The sequence below is a fragment of the Pseudomonas sp. genome (assembly GCF_035277045.1).
Taxonomy (GTDB): domain Bacteria; phylum Pseudomonadota; class Gammaproteobacteria; order Pseudomonadales; family Pseudomonadaceae; genus Aquipseudomonas.
This window is the reverse complement of sequence record NZ_DATELE010000276.1, coordinates 434,895-450,922: the sequence shown is the minus strand read 5'-3', so window position 1 is coordinate 450,922 and position 16,028 is coordinate 434,895. Positions and strand designations below refer to the sequence as shown.

The window sequence follows — 16,028 nt, the reverse complement described above, 5'->3', positions numbered from 1 at the left end:
GACTCACTCCGGCAGCAGGCTTTCGCCAGCGTACAGCTCGGCCACGGTCTCGCGGCGACGCACTTCGAAGGCCTGGTCGCCATCGACCAGCACTTCGGCGCAGCGGCCACGGGTGTTGTAGTTCGAACTCATGACAAAGCCGTAGGCACCGGCCGAATGCACGGCCAGCAGGTCGCCTTCGGCCAGGTTCAGCACGCGGTCCTTGGCCAGGAAGTCGCCGGTCTCGCAGATCGGGCCGACGACGTCATAGCTGCGGCCTTCGCCTTCGCGTGGCTGCACGGCGCTGACGTCCATCCAGGCCTGGTACAGCGCGGGGCGGATCAGGTCGTTCATCGCCGCGTCGACGATGGCGAAGTCCTTGTGCTCGGTGTGCTTGAGGTATTCCACGCGGGTCAGCAGGACGCCGGCGTTGGCCACGATGTAGCGGCCCGGTTCGAACACCAGCGCCAGGTCACGGTCGCCGACGCGCTCGCGGATGGCCTTGATGTAGTCGCCTGCCAGCGGCGGCTCTTCGTCGCGATAGCGCACGCCGACACCACCACCCAGGTCCAAGTGGCGCAGGTGGATGCCGCAATCGCCGAGACGGTCGATCAGGTCGAGCAGGCGGTCGAGCGCATCGAGGAACGGATCGAGGGTGGTCAGCTGCGAGCCGATGTGGCAGTCGACACCGACCACTTCCAGGTTCGGCAGCTGCGCGGCGCGGATGTACACTTCTTCGGCGTCGGCGATGGCGATGCCGAACTTGTTCTCTTTCAGACCTGTGGAAATATACGGGTGCGTGCCGGCATCGACATCCGGGTTGACGCGCAGCGAGACCGGGGCGCGCAGGCCCATCTCGGCGGCCACCACTTGCAGGCGCTCGAGCTCGTCGGTGGACTCGACGTTGAAACAGTGCACGCCCACTTCCAGGGCGCGGCGCATGTCTTCGCGGGTCTTGCCGACGCCGGAGAACACCACGCGGTCGGCGCGTCCGCCCGCGGCCAGCACGCGCTCGAGCTCACCGCCCGAGACGATGTCGAAGCCTGCGCCCAGACGGGCCAGCAGGTTCAGCACGCCGAGGTTGGAGTTGGCCTTGACGGCAAAGCACACCAGGTGCGAAACACCCTGCAGGGCATCGGCATAGCTGCGGTACTGGGCTTCGATGTGAGCGCGCGAGTAGACGTAGGTTGGCGTGCCGAATTGTTCGGCGATGGCCGACAAGGCCACGCCTTCCGCGAACAGTTGACCGCCGCGGTGGTTGAAAGCGTCCATGTGTATCCCTTATCAGTGCTGGTGCTGTTGCGACGTCTTGCCGTCCTTGCTGTCGTCGGGCAGGTACAGGGGGCCCTTCTGGCCGCAGGCCGAGACAAGGCAGGCAACCGCGACCAGCGCCGCGAGGGAGGAAATCAGGCGCTTCATGGCGAAATCCTTTGAAATAAGCAGTATTGCGCCCGAGTATACCGAGCGCCTGCCTGCTTGCCTATGCAGCCACCGGCCCGCCGGGCGGCGGGTGTTATCCTTTGCATTCGTGGCCTGGCGCTCGTATCGTGCCGGGCTTGCGTGTATGCAGTCATTTTCGAGGTTCTTGCAATGAGTTTGAGCGAAGCGCGTTTTCACGACCTGGTCGACGCGACCCAACAGGCCCTCGAAGACCTGTTCGATGAGAGTGACCTGGACCTGGACATGGAAATTTCCGCTGGCGTGCTGACCGTCAGGTTCGAGAACGGCAGCCAGCTGATCTTCAGCCGGCAGGAGCCGCTGCGCCAGCTGTGGCTGGCCGATCGTTCCGGTGGTTTTCACTTCGACTTCGATGAAGAAAGCGGCAAGTGGACCTGCGAGAAGAGCGAGGAATTGCTGGGCGAGATGCTCGAGCGCATCGTCTGGGAGCGCGCCGGGGCCAAGCTGGACTTCGACGAGATCTGAGATGACCACCACGCCACGGCCACCCAAGCCGCTCTACAGCAATGTCAGCCCTGCGGTGCCATCGCCGTGCATCAATGTCTGCCGGCTGGACGAGCACAAGGTCTGCACGGGCTGCCAACGCCCGGTGGAGCACATTCGCGAGTGGCGTTCGGCCGATGACCAGCGCCGCCGCGAGATCTGCCAGCAGGCGCGGGCCAGGCGCAGCGAAGCCGCGCTGCACTGACCCCCCAGCCCCTTGTGTATTTGCGGTGCTGTGGTAGTGTCGAGCCTGCATCGGCGCCGCCGATTGCCACGCAAACCCCGCCCTTGGGCGGGGTTTTGCTTTATCTGCCCGGGACATTTCCTGCACCGCAAAGGAGCCTGACTGGATCATGAGCACCAAGCCTTCCCTTATCCTCACCCGACTGGATGTACAGCGTCTTGAGCGCCTGATCGAAAACCTCGACGAGCAGACGCCGGGCGTGCTCGCCCTGCAGGATGAGCTGGACCGCGCCGAACAGGTGGTCGGTCACGAAGAGGTGCCGGCTGGCGTGGTGACCATGAACTCGCGCGTGCACTGCCGCGAAGAGGCCAGCGGCAAGGACTACCACCTGACCCTGGTGTACCCGAAGGATGCGGGCGGCGAGGGCAAGGTCTCGATCCTGGCCCCGATCGGCTGCGCCCTGCTGGGGTTGTCGGTAGGCGAGCAGATCGACTGGCCGGCACCGGGTGGCAAGACCCTGAAGCTCAAGTTGCTGGAGGTCGAGTACCAGCCCGAAGCCGCCGGTGATTTCGACCTCTGAAGACGCCGCCCCCGCGTATCGGCATCACCGCCCGCTCAGGCTGACAATACCTGCTCCAGACCTTCGTTGAGCGCCTGCTCCAGGTGCTGCTTGTAGCGCAGGTAGAGCACGGTCGAACCCTGGTCCTCGCCCAGCACCTCCGACAGGTCCAGGTCCGTGATGTAGCACCGGTAACGCTCCGCGCTCCGGCGTTGCCCGATGATCTTGCGAGCGACCACGGCATATAGCTGGTCGCCATGCTCCAGCTGCGAAAACTCCTGCTGGTTGCAGTACAAGGTCACGTGCACCTCATCATCCGCGCCCGCCTGCACGATCGCCTGCACCTCATAGAAGGGCTGACCGGCCTGGGTGCCCGGCGACGGGCGCGGCTCCAGGCGGCGCGCCCTGCCGTTGCCTGACGGCAGCAACTGGTAGTACAGGATATCCAGCGACCGTTGCTGCAGGCTGTCTACGGCCTGCCGGGCGTCGTGGCGGAACACCACCGACAGCAGGAACCGGTGCAGTGGCAACAGCAGGCTGGGCTCGTCGTGCAGCACCACGCGTTGCTGCCACAAGGCGTTGTGCTCATCGAGCACATGGACATCGGCGTAGCCGTCCAGCAACCGGTAGAACACCTGGATGCACTGCGGCTGGCCCTGTTCCAGCAACACTGGCAGGTCGCCGTCCTGCAGGGCGTTGGCATCGAGATACAGCGGGCTGTACTCGCCGCGTTCCTCACCCAGGCAGGCCAACAGGGCCTCCTGGTCCTCTAGCGTCACCAGGCTTACCTGTCCGGGCTGCAGCTCCAGCACGTGGGTGTACTGCTGCACCTGCAGCAGGTAGCGATAGTTCAGCCCCTGGTCGTGCAGCAGTTGCACCGTGTCGAAAACTTCCTCCACGCGGTCACTGATGGCCTGCGCGCGGTTGTGGCAGAAGCAGCGCACGCGCAGGCGCGGACGCTGCGGGCGCCGGCCCAGGCCGTTGAGAAAATCGCGCACGCAGCGCATCAGCGCGTGCTCGCCGTCATAGCGCTGCACCAGCACTTCGTTCCAGCTGTTGAGGGTAACCTGGTCGAGGCTCAGCACCAGGTTCTCGCGCACCCCCGCATAGCTCAGCGAGTCGGTGCGCTCGGTCGTCATCAGGATGTTCTGTTCCCGATGATGGCGCAGCGGGTCGAGGCCGACGTTGACCAGCAGCAGAATCTCCACGGGTACGCTGGGTTGCAGCAGGCGGATCTCGCTGACCGTGGCCAGTGGCAGCGGCACGGTCTGTTGCAGGCTGCCCAGCAGGTTGAACAGCTCGACCTCGCTCAGGTCGCTCTCGCCGGGGTGCAGCGCCAGGCGCGTGCTGCTGTCGATGACCCCGTTACGGTGGGCCCAGACCAGCAGTTCCAGCAGCTCGCGGCAGCGCTTGAGCGCAGGAGAGTGCTCCCACTCATGGACCGCCAGGTTGCCGTTGTACAACCCCCAGTGATGCGAGCCCGGTTCCTTGCGGTTGGGCGAGTGGACCAGCGTGAGGGTGTCTTCGGCAAGGTCGGGAGCGATGCCAGGATTGACAACCTCGATCTTGCCCGCGCGCCGCTCGAACGCTGCGTACAGGCGCCGGCCCAGCACGTTCAGGTCGCGCTGGGCAGCGCGGTTGCTGGCGTTGAGGTTACGGGCGAACTGGTTGAGGAAACGGTAGCTGTGGTTGAGCTCGGCCACCAGTTCACCGCGCTCGCTGGCCACCTGACGCACCTTCCACTGGCTGCGGCTGTCGAGCATGGCCAGCTGGCTGTCGTCCCATCCCCACTCGGTGGTCAGACTCCGTAGCAGGCTGCGCTGCCAGCAATCGTCGCGCTGCCGGCCCGGCTCGACGAGTTTCTTGCCGACCTTCAGGTACAGGCTGCGCCGCACCAGTTCGAGGCGTTCGAGCTGGCCGCGCTGCTTGAGGTACTGCTCGATGCGCCGGTAGACCATGATGTAGGGGTCGAGCGCGTCCAGGTCGAGCTGGTTGGCGAAAACAGCTTCTTTGAACGTCAGGCTCAGGCAGCGCACGTGGGGATGCTCGCTGGCATAGACCTCGGTCAGCAGCAGCTTGAGCACTGACTTGTAGGGCGAGTCGATGCCCTTGAACAGCTGCCAGAGCCCTGCGCCGACGAACTCGCCCGGCGGGATGTGTGCCAGGTGCCCCAGGTCGAGGTTGTCCTCGGCGCGAATGAAGCGCTTGGACAGCAGGGTCTGGGTGTAGGCGTGGTAGTTCACCTCCTGCGACACCGGCACCAGCCACCACAGTGGCGTGCGCCCCGCCAGCCAGATGGCGGTGCGATAGAACTCGTCGAGCAGCAGGTAGTGCTGGGTGCTGCCGCAATCGTCCGAGCCCAGAGCGCCATCGCGCTCACCCTGCACGAAGCCTCGTGACTCGATCAGGTGAAGATGAGCCTCGGTGCCTTGGCTCGCGGCCCACGTCTCGAGCAGCTGGCACTTGCGGCGCAGCTCCGCTTGCTCGGTGTCGGCCAGGTCGTGGGCATGGCAGACCCACAGGTCCATGTCGCTCTGCTCGGCCTGTGCCAGGGTACCGAGGCTGCCCATCAGGTACAGGCCATGGATCGGCCTCGGGCCGTGACGGGGTTTGTAGGAAAACGAGCGCGTCAGGCGCTGGGCTTCGGCCAGCATGCCGGGGTCGGGTTCAAACCCCGACAGGCCGGCGGGTGTAGCGCCAGACACATAGCCTGGCAGCAGCGGGTGATTGACGTGAAAAAACAGCGGCAGCAGGGTCAGCACCTGCTGTTGCCGGCTCGACAACCCGGCCATCGCTCGCGCAAGCCGGCCCCGGTTGAGCTGCAGGAAGCGCCCGCGCAGTTGCGTGAGCACCTTGCGGTCGATGCCTTCATCCAGGTCGGGACAGATTTCGTGGGGGTGTGTCATCGCGCACTCAGGCAGGGCGGAAAAGCTCTGGCGAGTTTAGCCTGAGTGGCGCGGTCGGATTAAGCGGTATTTGTTTATTGACGCCAATTTTCAAGCGCCGGCGGGCTCGCTCCGTTCGGCGACGTTGAGGATGATCAGCAGCTTCTGCGCCTGCTCGGCCGCGTCCTGGCCCAGGCTGGTCAGATAGCCGCCATCGGGCTGGTCGGTCAGTTCTTTCTCGTACAGCCGCCGGGCAGCGGCCACCAGCTCGGGTGAGGCGGTGGTGTGCACCTTGATGCCCTCCTGGTGGTTGTCCAGGTTGAACAGGGCAAGCACTTCGAGTTCGGCAATCAGATCGGGGGTGAAGGACATGATGACTCCTGACTTCCAGACAAGGACGGGGCACCGGTGCCGGTGCCTGGTCTTGCAGTGTAGTCAGGGTTTTCAGGCGTTGCCTTGATCTTCCTCAGGTGGAAGCTCTGGCAGGTTGCGCAGCGCGGCTTCGTACCACTCGGTGTTGAATGCCCGGTCTTCCTTGAGCATTGCGTCGATCTCGAACGCCAGCACGTGGGCCATCAGGTTGATGATGTCCTCTTTTTCGTAGCCGACCAGGGTGAGCTTGTTGAACGTGGCCTTGGCGGCAGGCGGGTTGTCGCTCTCGATCTGGTTCTCGATCGCCTCGGTCAGGGTTGCCTCGGCGAAGGCTTCTTCATCGTCGTTGTCGATATCGGTGGGCTCGCTCATGGCGCTACTCCTGTGGGTGGACGCACAGTTTGCCACGCCTTGCTCGTCAATGCCTCGCCATTGACCGCGCGCATGACGCTGGCCAGGGCAGGGGCAACCGGTCTATAACTGCCCGGCCATCCCCTTACGGCCTGGAGGCTGTCTACATGCTCAAGCTTCACGGATTCGCGGTCAGCAATTACTACAACATGGTCAAGCTGGCGCTGCTGGAAAAAGGCGTGCCTTTCGAAGAGGTACTGTTTTTCGCCGAGCAGACCCCCCAAGCGCTGGCCGTCAGCCCGCGCGGCAAGGTCCCCGTGCTGGAGACCGAGCACGGTTTTCTCAGTGAAACCAGCGTGATCCTCGATTACATCGAGCAGACCCAGGGCGGCAAGCCGCTGCTGCCCGCTGACGCCTTTGGCCAGGCCAAGGTGCGTGAGCTGCTCAAGGAAATCGAGTTGTACATCGAGCTGCCAGCGCGTACCTGCTATGCGGAGGCGTTCTTTGGCCTGCAGGTCGAACCGCTGGTGAAGGAGAAGGCTCGCACCGAGCTGCTGGCGGGGTTCGCCACGCTCAAGCGCAATGGGAAATTCGCGCCTTATGTGGCGGGAGAGGCGCTGACCCTCGCAGACCTGATGTTCGGCTTCTCGGTGGACCTTGCGAGTGCCGTTGGCAAGAAGGTGCTGGGGATCGACCTGCTGGACGGGTTCCCGGAGGCGCAAGCGTTGCTCAAGCGGCTTGGGGATAATCCGCACATGAAGACGATTCTGGCGGACAAGGAAGCGCTGATGCCGCAGTTTCTGGAAATGATGCGCCGTAAATACGGCTGATCGGGGTCGGGGGGCCGCTAAGCGGCCCATCGCGGCTCGAGGCCGCTCCCACAGTTTGTATCGCAGTCGATGCCTGGACCTGTGGGAGCGGCCTCGTGCCGCGATGGGCTGCAACGCAGCCCCAGCAAGCTCAACGCGAACCGAGCAACTCCCGGCCCCGTACCACGGCTGCCCGCACTTGCGCCGGTGCGGTCCCGCCAATGTGGTCACGCGCGTTCACCGAGCCTTCCAGCGTCAGCACCGCGAACACATCCTGTTCGATCTGGTCGCTGAACTGGCGCAGCTCGTCCAGGCTCATCTCGGCCAGGTCCTTGCCAGTGTCCACGCCATATTTCACGGCATGCCCGACGATCTCGTGGCAATCACGGAACGGCAGGCCACGGCGGACCAGGTAGTCGGCCAGGTCGGTGGCGGTGGAGAAACCACGCAGCGCGGCCTCGCGCATGATGGCATGGCGCGGCTTGATCGCCGGGATCATGTCGGCAAAGGCACGCAGCGAGTCACGCAGGGTGTCGGCGGCGTCGAACAGCGGCTCCTTGTCTTCCTGGTTGTCCTTGTTGTAGGCCAGCGGCTGGCCCTTCATCAGGGTCAGCAGGCCAGTCAGGGCGCCGAACACACGGCCGCTCTTGCCACGCACCAGCTCGGGCACGTCCGGGTTCTTCTTCTGCGGCATGATCGAGCTGCCGGTGCAGAAACGGTCAGGCAGGTCGACGAACTGGAACTGCGCGCTGGTCCACAGCACCAGCTCCTCGGAGAAGCGCGACAGGTGCATCATCGCGATGCTGGCGGCGGCGCAGAACTCGATGGCGAAGTCCCGGTCCGAAACACCGTCCAGCGAGTTGCCGGCCACGGCCTCGAAGCCCAGCAGCTGACAGGTCAGCTCGCGGTCGATCGGGTAGGTGGTGCCCGCCAGCGCGGCGCTGCCCAGGGGCATGCGGTTGGTGCGCTTGCGGCAGTCGACCAGACGCTCGTGATCACGGCTGAGCATCTCGAACCAGGCCAGCAGGTGGTGGCCGAAGGTCACGGGTTGCGCGGTCTGCAGGTGAGTGAAGCCGGGCATGATGGTTTCGGCTTCGCGCTCGGCCTGCTCCAGCAGGCCCTGCTGCAGGCGGGTGATCTCGGCCAGGATCAGGTCGATCTCGTCGCGCAGCCACAGGCGGATGTCGGTGGCCACCTGGTCGTTGCGGCTGCGGCCGGTGTGCAGCTTCTTGCCGGTGATGCCGATGCGGTCGGTGAGGCGCGCTTCGATGTTCATGTGCACGTCTTCAAGGTCGACGCGCCAGTCGAAGTTGCCGGCCTCGATCTCGCCCTGGATGGTCTTGAGGCCATCGATGATGGTGTCGCGCTCGGCATCGGTGAGCACGCCGACCTTGGCCAGCATGGTGGCGTGGGCGATCGAACCCATGATGTCGTGGCGGTACAGGCGCTGGTCGAAGTTGACCGAAGCGGTGAAGCGGGCGACGAAGGCGTCGACGGGTTCACTGAAGCGGCCGCCCCAGGACTGATTGGTCTTGTCGGTGCTCATGGGTTCACTCGTTGAAGGCGTGAGAAAAAAGTGGCGCCGATAATAGCAGGGTTGCACGGCTTGCCGCAGGACGCCGGTCGAGAGAAATGCAGGCCGAGGGCAGGTGCGTGACACAAGCGAGGGCTCTGCAAAAGGATATTTACCGATTGAACGGCAGCGCTCTGGCAACCGTCTACAGTTGGACAGAGGCTCAGCGGTATTTGCCGCCGCGCCAGTGAATCTTTAGCCATCGTACGAGTCTCAGCGTGGATCGCCGTGAGCGTCGAACCCTCATCTGTCTACGCTAACCTTGTGCGAGACTCACTCAGGAATCCAGCGCAATATGAATGTCCTGATCGTTGATGACGAACCCCAAGTCCGTGAGCGCCTGAGCCGCCTGCTCGGCGAGCTGGAGGGCTACACCGTGCTGGAGCCAAGCGCTACCAACGGTGAAGAAGCCCTGGCCCTGATCGACAGTCTCAAGCCCGACGTGGTCCTGCTGGACATCGTCATGCCCGGGCTCGATGGTCTGCAGGTCGCCGCGCGGCTGTGCGAGCGCGAAGCACCGCCAGCGGTGGTGTTTTGTACCGGTGACGAATTTACCGACGAGTCCTTCAAGGACAGCACCATGAGCCATGTAGCCAAGCAGGCCCAGCCCCAGCATCTGCGCGACGCGCTGCGCAAGGCAGAACGCCCCAACCGCACGCAACTGGCGGCGCTCACCCGTCCGGCAGTCGAAAGCGGCGCCGGGCCGCGCAGCCACATCAGTGCGCGAACACGCAAGGGCATCGAGCTGATTCCCTTGCCCCAGGTCATCTATTTCATCGCCGACCACAAGTACGTCACCCTGCGCCACGAGGCGGGCGAGGTGCTGCTGGACGAGCCGCTCAAGGCGCTGGAAGACGAGTTTGGCGACCGCTTCGTGCGTATTCACCGCAACGCCCTGGTCGCCCGCGAGCGCATCGAGCGCCTGCAACGCACCCCGCTGGGCCACTTTCAGCTGTTTCTCAGGGGCCTGGAAGGCGATGCTCTCACCGTCAGCCGGCGCCACGTGGCGGGTGTGCGCAAGATGATGCAAGGGCTCTGAGTGATCGCCCACGACGGACCACGGATGGCCGTCACCTGACCTGGATCTGCTGAGCACGCCCTTGGAGCTGTTATCATCGGCGGCATTTCTCTCGTTCGGGGCTGTTCATGTCCACTCGTGAAATCCGTATTGCCACCCGCAAAAGTGCCCTGGCCCTGTGGCAGGCCGAATACGTCAAGGCCCGTCTGGAGCAGGCACATCCCGGCCTCAAGGTGAGCCTGGTGCCCATGGTCAGCCGGGGCGACAAGCTGCTCGATTCGCCGTTGTCGAAAATCGGCGGCAAGGGTCTGTTCGTCAAAGAGCTTGAAACCGCGCTGCTCGAGCAGCAGGCCGACATCGCCGTGCATTCGATGAAGGATGTGCCGATGGACTTTCCCGAAGGCCTGGGGCTGTTCTGCATCTGCGAGCGCGAAGACCCGCGCGATGCGTTTGTTTCCAACCACTTTCCGAACCTGGCCGCCCTGCCTGCGGGCAGCGTCGTCGGGACCTCCAGCCTGCGCCGCCAGACCCAGCTGCTGGCGCGCCGGCCCGACCTGCAGATCCGCTTTCTGCGTGGCAACGTCAACACCCGCCTGGCCAAGCTCGATGCCGGTGAGTACGACGCGATCATTCTGGCGGCGGCGGGGCTGATTCGCCTGGGTTTCGAGGACCGTATCACCGACAGCCTCAGCGTCGATGACAGCCTGCCCGCGGGCGGGCAGGGTGCCGTGGGCATCGAGTGCCGCACCGCCGATACCGAAATCCATGCCTTGCTGGCGCCGTTGCACCATGTCGACTCTGCCGACCGCGTGGTGGCCGAGCGTGCGCTCAACAAGCGCCTGAACGGCGGCTGCCAGGTGCCGATCGCCTGCTACGCGGTGCTTGAAGGCGACCAGCTGTGGTTGCGCGGCCTGGTCGGCCAGCCCAGCGGCGGCACCGTGCTGGTGGCCCAGGCCCGCGCACCGCGCGGCGAGGCCCAGGCCTTGGGCGTGCAGGTCGCCGAGGACCTGCTGGCACAAGGCGCCGAGGCCATCCTCAAGGAAGTCTACGGCGAGGCCGGTCATCCGTGAGCGGCTGGCGCCTGCTGCTGACCCGGCCGGCCCAGGATTGCGCGGCGCTTGCCCAGACCCTGGCTGATGCCGGGATCCAGAGCAGCAGCCTGCCGTTGCTGGAAATCGAGCCCCGGCCACTGGCCGAGCACGAGCTCGACGCGGTCCGCCAGCTCGATCGCTACCAGGCGGCCATCGTGATCAGCAAGCCGGCGGCGCGGGCCTTGCTCGACCTGCTGGCACGCCTGTGCCCGCACGCGCCGGGGTTGGCGTGGTTCACCGTGGGCGCAGCGTCTGCCCAGGTGCTGGCCGAGCGCGGCCTTGAAGCACGTTTTCCCGAAGGCGGCGATGACAGCGAGGCCTTGCTGGCGTTACCTGCGCTGGGACAGGCGATTGCCGGTCCTGGCGCACGCGTGCTGATCGTGCGCGGGGAGGGAGGTCGCGAATGGCTCGCCGAGCGTCTTGCCGAGCAAGGTGCTAGGGTCGATTATCTGGAACTGTATCGCCGTCGACTGCCAAGCTACCCGGCCCACGCCCTGGTGCGCACCATCGAGGCGGAACGCCTGAACGGCCTGGTGGTCAGCAGTGGGCAAGGTCTTGAACACTTGCAACAATTGGCTGGCGCCGATTGGCCACGGCTGGCGCGATTGCCGCTGTTCGTGCCCAGTGGACGAGTCGCCGACCAGGCTCGGGCCATTGGCGCGCAGCATGTTGTGGATTGCCGTGGTGCCAGTGCCACGGCCTTGCTGGCAGCCGTGCAGCAGACTGCTGCACCTGCCCCTTAAGGCGCCGGGCCCAGAGCGGGCGCCCAATGCAAAGGATGGATACGTGAGCGAGACTGTCTTGTCCAACAATGAACAGCAAACGACGCCCGAGGCGTCAGAACCGACCTCTGCCGCGCCCGCCAGGCGCTCGGGCAACGGCCTGGCAATGCTTGCACTGCTGCTGGGCGCCGCCGGCGTCGCGGTCGGCGGCTGGGGTGTCTGGCAGGTACGCCAGCTGCAGGGCAGCGAGCAGGGGCAGGGTCAGCACCTGCAAGTGCTCAACGAGCGCACCGAATCGCTGCAGCAGCGCGAGCAGCAGATGACCGCGCAGCTGTCCTCGCTGCCACCGGCCAGCGAACTCGAAGACCGCCGCCGCCTGGTGGCGCAGCTTCAGGGCGATCAGCAGCGCCTAAGCCAGCGTCTGGAAACCGTTCTTGGTGCCAGCCGCAAGGACTGGCGCCTGGCCGAGGCCGAACACCTCCTGCGACTTGCGACCTTGCGCCTTTCGGCGCTGCAAGACATCAGCAGCGCCCGTGCGCTGGTCGAGGGCGCCGACGAGATCCTGCGCGAGCAGAGCGACCCCGCTTCCTTCGCCGCGCGTGAACAGCTGGCCCGCAGCCTGGCTACCCTCAATAGCGTCAAGCAGCCCGACCGTACCGGCCTGTTCCTCAGGCTCGCCGCCCAGCGCGAGCAAGTGCAGCAGCTCAGCGCCGTGGCGCCCGAGTTCGACACCAATGCCGATGCCGTGGGCGCGCTGACCGCCGATGGCGACGTCGCCAGCCGCTTGTCGCAGTGGTGGGCCGAGATCTCCAAGTACTTCGAGATTGATTTCAACGCCGACGAAAATGTCCGTCCATTGCTGTCCGGGCAGTCGCTGAACCAGCTGCGCCTGGCCTTGAGCCTGACCATCGAGCAGGCCCAGTGGGCCGCGCTCAATGGTGAAGCCAAGGTCTACACCCAGGCCCTGGATGATGCGCGCAGCGTGTTGCTGACCAACTTCAACGCTGATAATCCGCAGAGCAAGGCCATGCTCGACAGCCTCAACGCCCTGGCCCAGGAACCGGTCTCGGTGGTGGTGCCTGACCTGAGCGAGAGCCTGACCGCGGTGCAGGCCTATATCGAGCGCCGCCACCTGCGGGTCGAAGAGGGGACCAAGCCATGAAGCGCGTGTACCTCCTGGCGGTGGTGGCGATCGCCGTGGCTGCCGCACTGGGGATCGCCATCGCCAAGCACAGCGGCTACGTGCTGATCGCCTACGGCGGTTTTCGCTATCAGTCCGGTCTGTGGGCGGCGCTGGGTGCGCTGGTGGCCGTCGTCCTGTGCCTGTTGCTCGCGCGTTACCTGATCGGCCTGGTGCTGACCTCCACCGGCGCGGTCAATCCATGGTCGCGCCGCAATCGCAGCCGTCGCACGCGGATCGCCATCGAGCAAGGCCAGCTGGACCTCGCCGAAGGCCGCTGGGCCAGTGCCCAGAAGCACTTGCAGCGCGCGGCGGAGCATGAGCGCCATCCCCTTTTGTACTACCTCGGCGCCGCTCGCGCGGCCAACGAGCAGGGGCGTACCGAAGACAGCGACCAGTTGCTCGAGCGTGCGCTGGAGCGTCAGCCCCAGGCCGAGCTCGCAGTGGCGTTGACCCATGCCCAGCTGCAGATGGACCGTGGCGACATGGATGCGGCGCTGGAGACCCTGCAGGCCATGCAGGAGCGGTATCCACATAACACCCAGGTGCTGCGGCTGCTGCAGCGCTTGCACCGTGAGCGCGGCGAATGGCCTGCGCTGATCCGCCTGCTGCCCGAGCTGCGCAAGGGCAAGGTGCTCTCGGCCGGCGAACTCACCGCGCTCGAGCAGCGCGCCTGGGGCGAAAACCTGAACCTGGCCTCGACCCGGGGCGAGGATCGGCAGAGCGCTCGCCAGTCGCTGGAGCGGGCCTGGCAGCAGCTCACCTCGGCCCAGCGCCAGGAGCCCCAGCTGGTGCTGGCCTATGCCGAGCAACTGCGCCAGCTCGGCGCGCAGGGCGAAGCCGAAGAGGTATTGCGCACCGCGCTCAAGAAGCAGTTCGAGAGCCACCTCGCGCGCCTCTACGGCCTGGTTCGCGGCAACGACCCCGCGCGCCAGCTGCAAGCGGCCGAGGGATGGCTCAAGGACCATGGCAATGACCCTAGCCTGTTGCTCACGCTGGGCCGCCTGAGCCTGCAGAACCGGCTGTGGGGCAAGGCCCGTGACTACCTCGAAAGCAGTCTGCGCCTGCAACGTGATCCCGAGACCTGTGCCGAGCTCGCCCGCCTGCTCGCGAGCCTTGGCGATACCCAGCGCAGCAACCAGTTGTTCCAGGAAGGCCTCGGCCTGCTCGACGAGCGCCTGCTGGCGCTGCCATTGCCTGACGGTACCCCTGCCTGAACGGCCCGAGCCCGCGTCCTTGGCGCGGGCTGGCCTGTCCCGAAGCCCGGTGATTCTGTGCTTTGACAAAAGCCCGTATTCAGGGCAGAAACGTCCTACAAACTCCTCAGCCTTTTCCCCTTTCAGATAAGGACGTGTCTCGGTTGTAGTGCCTTGAAACAAAGCCTGGCTTTCCACTACCGTCTCTAGCCATGTCAACCTGACCGGGACACCTTATGCACTCGGCGCGCTTCCACTCACCGTTTCTTCCCGCTTTCCTGGCCTCGACAGCTATCCTGGCCGTGGTCTGGGCCATCGAACTCGGCTTCGGGCTGGCGCCATGCCCGCTCGGCTACAGCCAGCGGTTCTTCCTCGCGGCCTTTTCGCTGGTCAGCCTGTGCGCGGTCTGCCATGCGCCTGGCGCGCTCGGCATACGGCTCTACACGGTGTTGTCCTTGCTGCTCGCCGCGGCTGGCGCGCTGGTCGCGGCCCGTCAGGTGTGGTTGCAGGGGGCGCTGCCGATGGCAGACACCTGCACGCCGGCGTTCGGCCATGTGCTCGACAGCCTGCCGTGGTGCCAGGCCATAAAGGCGATGCTGGTCGGCAGTCCCGAGTGCATGTCTATTCACTGGAGCTTTCTGGACCTTACCCTGCCCGAATGGACCCTGCTGGCATTCCTGATGCTGGCGATCCTCCCCGTGTCGCGCCTGCTGGCGTATCGATTCAGCGCTCTGGCGCATCCGGGCAAAGGCTGACCTGGCTCAACCCCGCCGGGCATCTCACGACAAGCGGTGCCCGATGAAGGTATTAAACGCTTGTATGAACTTAGTCCTCTGCGTACCTTGAAGGCCACGGCGCGCGGGAATACTCTCCCTGCACGGATACCAAAAACACAGCTGCTCGATGCCGTTTCGCGCACGTTTCCTCTGGGCCGCAGTGTTGTGGCGCGAGGTGCGGCGGCATTACCCAGAAGGGAAGAGATTGCCATGCTCGATAGTTGCCAGAATGCACAGGAACGCTGGGGTGGGGTTCATGAACTGATCGATCGCTGGCTGGAGGAGCGCGAAGAACTGGTGCAGGCATTTGGCACTCTGCGCGACGCCAGGACCGCTTTCGCCGACAAGGACAAGAGCCGTGACTTCTGCGCGGTCCTGGTCGACTACGTGTCCGCCTGGCATTTCGAGATCAGCGAGCAGTTGGTCAGCGAGGCCAAGTCTTTCGGCGACCAGCGCGGCCTTGAGCTTGCCAACCAGATCAGCCCGCGAATCCATGAAATCACCCAGATCGCCCTGGCCTTCAACGATCATTGCGACAAGGGTGATTGCAACGACGCCGAGCGCTTCGCCGAAAAGCTGAACAAGCTGGGCAGCCTGCTGCACGAACGCTTCGAACTCGAAGACTGCCTGATCGAAGTGCTGCACAACGCGCACAAGGAAGAAGGCGCTGTCGAGGCCTGACAGCGGCTTCAGTCGGCCACGGCGAGCAGTTCTATCTCGAACACCAGCGGGGTATAGGGCGCGATCAGGTCTCCTGCGCCCTCGGCACCATAGGCTTGCGCCGACGGGATGACCACCCGCCACTTCGCGCCGGTCTTCATCTGCTCCAGCGCCACCTGCCATCCCTCGATCACAGAGTCCAGCCTGAACCATTGTGGTTGCTGGTTCTGATCGAACACCGTGCCGTCCGGCAATCTGCCCACGTACCTCACCTGCACCCTGCCTTTGGCCCGTGGCTGCGCGCCGTTGCCGCTCGCCAGCTCGCTGTAGAGGAGGCCTTCCGGCAATTCATGCACGCCCGCGCGGGCGCGCTCGTTGGCCAGGAAGCGCGTTTCTTCGCCGCGCATCTTTTCGACCTGAGCGTGCGTGGCAGCGGCGCTGGCTTGCTCGTCATGTTGATCGAGCAGGGCCTGCCGGCGCGCCGCGTCGATTTTCAGCGGCTCCTGGCGGTACGCCTCGCGCAGGCCCTCGACCAGCGCATCGAGCTCGAGTCCCGGCACTTCTTCGCGCAGGCGCTCGCCCAGGCTGGCGCCGACACTGTAGGAAAGATCATGGCCATTGGCAGGCGCCGGCTGCGTTTCAGCCATGGCAACTGGCGCGATCAGGGTGATGCCGACTAGCAGGAAACGGATCACTGTCAACTCCGGTACGACGATGGCGGGACACGGCAAC

General features: G+C 65.1%; 17 protein-coding genes and 1 pseudogene. 11 read left to right on the top strand and 7 right to left on the bottom strand.

Annotated features, from left to right (window positions below):
• Positions 1–3 precede the first annotated feature (3 nt).
• Both lysA and lptM read right to left on the bottom strand, forming a co-directional pair.
• Entirely contained in the window at positions 4–1,251 is a 1,248-nt protein-coding gene (gene lysA / locus VJS90_RS18085; RefSeq protein ID WP_324123010.1) for a diaminopimelate decarboxylase, read from the bottom strand.
• A gap of 15 nt (positions 1,252–1,266) precedes the next feature.
• Positions 1,267–1,398 (bottom strand): annotated as a pseudogene (lptM, locus tag VJS90_RS18080) (LPS translocon maturation chaperone LptM); the annotation flags it as partial.
• Positions 1,399–1,569: 171 nt separating this feature from the next.
• On the opposite strand from lptM, the gene cyaY reads away from it, so the two are divergent.
• From cyaY to rnk, 3 genes are all read left to right on the top strand, one after another.
• Complete coding sequence (cyaY, locus tag VJS90_RS18075) at positions 1,570–1,902, top strand: iron donor protein CyaY (RefSeq protein WP_324123008.1); 333 nt, start codon at positions 1,570–1,572, stop codon at positions 1,900–1,902.
• A 1-nt stretch (position 1,903) separates the two neighbouring features.
• Positions 1,904–2,125 carry a DUF1289 domain-containing protein gene (locus VJS90_RS18070; RefSeq protein WP_324123007.1) on the top strand — a complete coding sequence of 74 codons (222 nt, stop codon included), beginning with the start codon at positions 1,904–1,906 and terminating at the stop codon, positions 2,123–2,125.
• A gap of 148 nt (positions 2,126–2,273) precedes the next feature.
• Complete coding sequence (rnk, locus tag VJS90_RS18065) at positions 2,274–2,684, top strand: nucleoside diphosphate kinase regulator (protein ID WP_324123006.1); 411 nt, start codon at positions 2,274–2,276, stop codon at positions 2,682–2,684.
• Between the two features lie 35 nt (positions 2,685–2,719).
• Here rnk and VJS90_RS18060 read toward each other — a convergent pair whose 3' ends face one another.
• From VJS90_RS18060 to VJS90_RS18050, 3 genes are all read right to left on the bottom strand, one after another.
• Positions 2,720–5,569 carry a class I adenylate cyclase gene (locus VJS90_RS18060; protein ID WP_324123005.1) on the bottom strand — a complete coding sequence of 950 codons (2,850 nt, stop codon included), beginning with the start codon at positions 5,567–5,569 and terminating at the stop codon, positions 2,720–2,722.
• A gap of 90 nt (positions 5,570–5,659) precedes the next feature.
• A complete protein-coding gene (locus VJS90_RS18055) occupies positions 5,660–5,920 on the bottom strand; it encodes a TIGR02647 family protein (protein WP_324123004.1) in 261 nt (86 codons plus the stop codon).
• 72 nt (positions 5,921–5,992) lie between these two features.
• Positions 5,993–6,292: a hypothetical protein gene (locus tag VJS90_RS18050; RefSeq protein ID WP_158458804.1), complete on the bottom strand. Its 300-nt coding sequence runs from the start codon at positions 6,290–6,292 to the stop codon at positions 5,993–5,995.
• 146 nt (positions 6,293–6,438) lie between these two features.
• Between VJS90_RS18050 and VJS90_RS18045 the strand changes: the two genes are divergently transcribed.
• Entirely contained in the window at positions 6,439–7,101 is a 663-nt protein-coding gene (locus VJS90_RS18045) for a glutathione S-transferase (protein WP_324123003.1), read from the top strand.
• A 130-nt stretch (positions 7,102–7,231) separates the two neighbouring features.
• Here the strand turns inward: VJS90_RS18045 and argH are convergent, their stop codons facing one another.
• A complete protein-coding gene (argH, locus tag VJS90_RS18040; protein WP_324123002.1) occupies positions 7,232–8,626 on the bottom strand; it encodes an argininosuccinate lyase in 1,395 nt (464 codons plus the stop codon).
• Between the two features lie 322 nt (positions 8,627–8,948).
• Between argH and VJS90_RS18035 the strand changes: the two genes are divergently transcribed.
• The 7 genes from VJS90_RS18035 to rsd all read left to right on the top strand — a co-directional run bounded on the left by VJS90_RS18035 (position 8,949) and on the right by rsd (position 15,317).
• Positions 8,949–9,692 carry a LytTR family DNA-binding domain-containing protein gene (locus VJS90_RS18035; protein ID WP_324123001.1) on the top strand — a complete coding sequence of 248 codons (744 nt, stop codon included), beginning with the start codon at positions 8,949–8,951 and terminating at the stop codon, positions 9,690–9,692.
• A gap of 107 nt (positions 9,693–9,799) precedes the next feature.
• Positions 9,800–10,741, top strand: a complete 942-nt coding sequence (hemC, locus tag VJS90_RS18030) for a hydroxymethylbilane synthase (RefSeq protein WP_324123000.1) — start codon at positions 9,800–9,802, stop codon at positions 10,739–10,741.
• Complete coding sequence (locus VJS90_RS18025; RefSeq protein WP_324122999.1) at positions 10,738–11,505, top strand: uroporphyrinogen-III synthase; 768 nt, start codon at positions 10,738–10,740, stop codon at positions 11,503–11,505. The genes hemC and VJS90_RS18025 overlap by 4 nt, the downstream gene beginning before the upstream one ends.
• A 43-nt stretch (positions 11,506–11,548) precedes the next feature.
• The gene (locus tag VJS90_RS18020; protein ID WP_324122998.1) at positions 11,549–12,646 is read left to right on the top strand and encodes a uroporphyrinogen-III C-methyltransferase; all 1,098 of its coding nucleotides are present in this window, start codon (positions 11,549–11,551) and stop codon (positions 12,644–12,646) included.
• A complete protein-coding gene (locus VJS90_RS18015) occupies positions 12,643–13,881 on the top strand; it encodes a heme biosynthesis protein HemY (protein WP_324122997.1) in 1,239 nt (412 codons plus the stop codon). The genes VJS90_RS18020 and VJS90_RS18015 overlap by 4 nt, the downstream gene beginning before the upstream one ends.
• 215 nt (positions 13,882–14,096) lie before the next feature.
• Positions 14,097–14,615 (top strand): disulfide bond formation protein B, encoded by a 519-nt coding sequence (locus VJS90_RS18010; RefSeq protein WP_324122996.1) that lies wholly within the window; start codon positions 14,097–14,099, stop codon positions 14,613–14,615.
• A gap of 231 nt (positions 14,616–14,846) precedes the next feature.
• Positions 14,847–15,317 carry a sigma D regulator gene (gene rsd, locus VJS90_RS18005; RefSeq protein ID WP_324122995.1) on the top strand — a complete coding sequence of 157 codons (471 nt, stop codon included), beginning with the start codon at positions 14,847–14,849 and terminating at the stop codon, positions 15,315–15,317.
• Positions 15,318–15,325: 8 nt separating this feature from the next.
• Here rsd and VJS90_RS18000 read toward each other — a convergent pair whose 3' ends face one another.
• A complete protein-coding gene (locus VJS90_RS18000) occupies positions 15,326–15,991 on the bottom strand; it encodes an FKBP-type peptidyl-prolyl cis-trans isomerase (protein WP_324122994.1) in 666 nt (221 codons plus the stop codon).
• Between the last annotated feature and the right edge of the window lie 37 nt (positions 15,992–16,028).

Excerpts from the sequence above, each read along its gene's own strand:
- lysA (WP_324123010.1), bottom strand. The coding sequence starts at position 1,251 with ATGGACGCTTTCAACCACCGCGGCGGTCAACTGTTCGCGGAAGGCGTG.
- cyaY (WP_324123008.1), top strand. The coding sequence starts at position 1,570 with ATGAGTTTGAGCGAAGCGCGTTTTCACGACCTGGTCGACGCGACCCAA.
- VJS90_RS18070 (WP_324123007.1), top strand. The coding sequence starts at position 1,904 with ATGACCACCACGCCACGGCCACCCAAGCCGCTCTACAGCAATGTCAGC.
- rnk (WP_324123006.1), top strand. The coding sequence starts at position 2,274 with ATGAGCACCAAGCCTTCCCTTATCCTCACCCGACTGGATGTACAGCGT.
- VJS90_RS18060 (WP_324123005.1), bottom strand. The coding sequence starts at position 5,569 with ATGACACACCCCCACGAAATCTGTCCCGACCTGGATGAAGGCATCGAC.
- VJS90_RS18055 (WP_324123004.1), bottom strand. The coding sequence starts at position 5,920 with ATGTCCTTCACCCCCGATCTGATTGCCGAACTCGAAGTGCTTGCCCTG.
- VJS90_RS18050 (WP_158458804.1), bottom strand. The coding sequence starts at position 6,292 with ATGAGCGAGCCCACCGATATCGACAACGACGATGAAGAAGCCTTCGCC.
- VJS90_RS18045 (WP_324123003.1), top strand. The coding sequence starts at position 6,439 with ATGCTCAAGCTTCACGGATTCGCGGTCAGCAATTACTACAACATGGTC.
- argH (WP_324123002.1), bottom strand. The coding sequence starts at position 8,626 with ATGAGCACCGACAAGACCAATCAGTCCTGGGGCGGCCGCTTCAGTGAA.
- VJS90_RS18035 (WP_324123001.1), top strand. The coding sequence starts at position 8,949 with ATGAATGTCCTGATCGTTGATGACGAACCCCAAGTCCGTGAGCGCCTG.
- hemC (WP_324123000.1), top strand. The coding sequence starts at position 9,800 with ATGTCCACTCGTGAAATCCGTATTGCCACCCGCAAAAGTGCCCTGGCC.
- VJS90_RS18015 (WP_324122997.1), top strand. The coding sequence starts at position 12,643 with ATGAAGCGCGTGTACCTCCTGGCGGTGGTGGCGATCGCCGTGGCTGCC.
- VJS90_RS18010 (WP_324122996.1), top strand. The coding sequence starts at position 14,097 with ATGCACTCGGCGCGCTTCCACTCACCGTTTCTTCCCGCTTTCCTGGCC.
- rsd (WP_324122995.1), top strand. The coding sequence starts at position 14,847 with ATGCTCGATAGTTGCCAGAATGCACAGGAACGCTGGGGTGGGGTTCAT.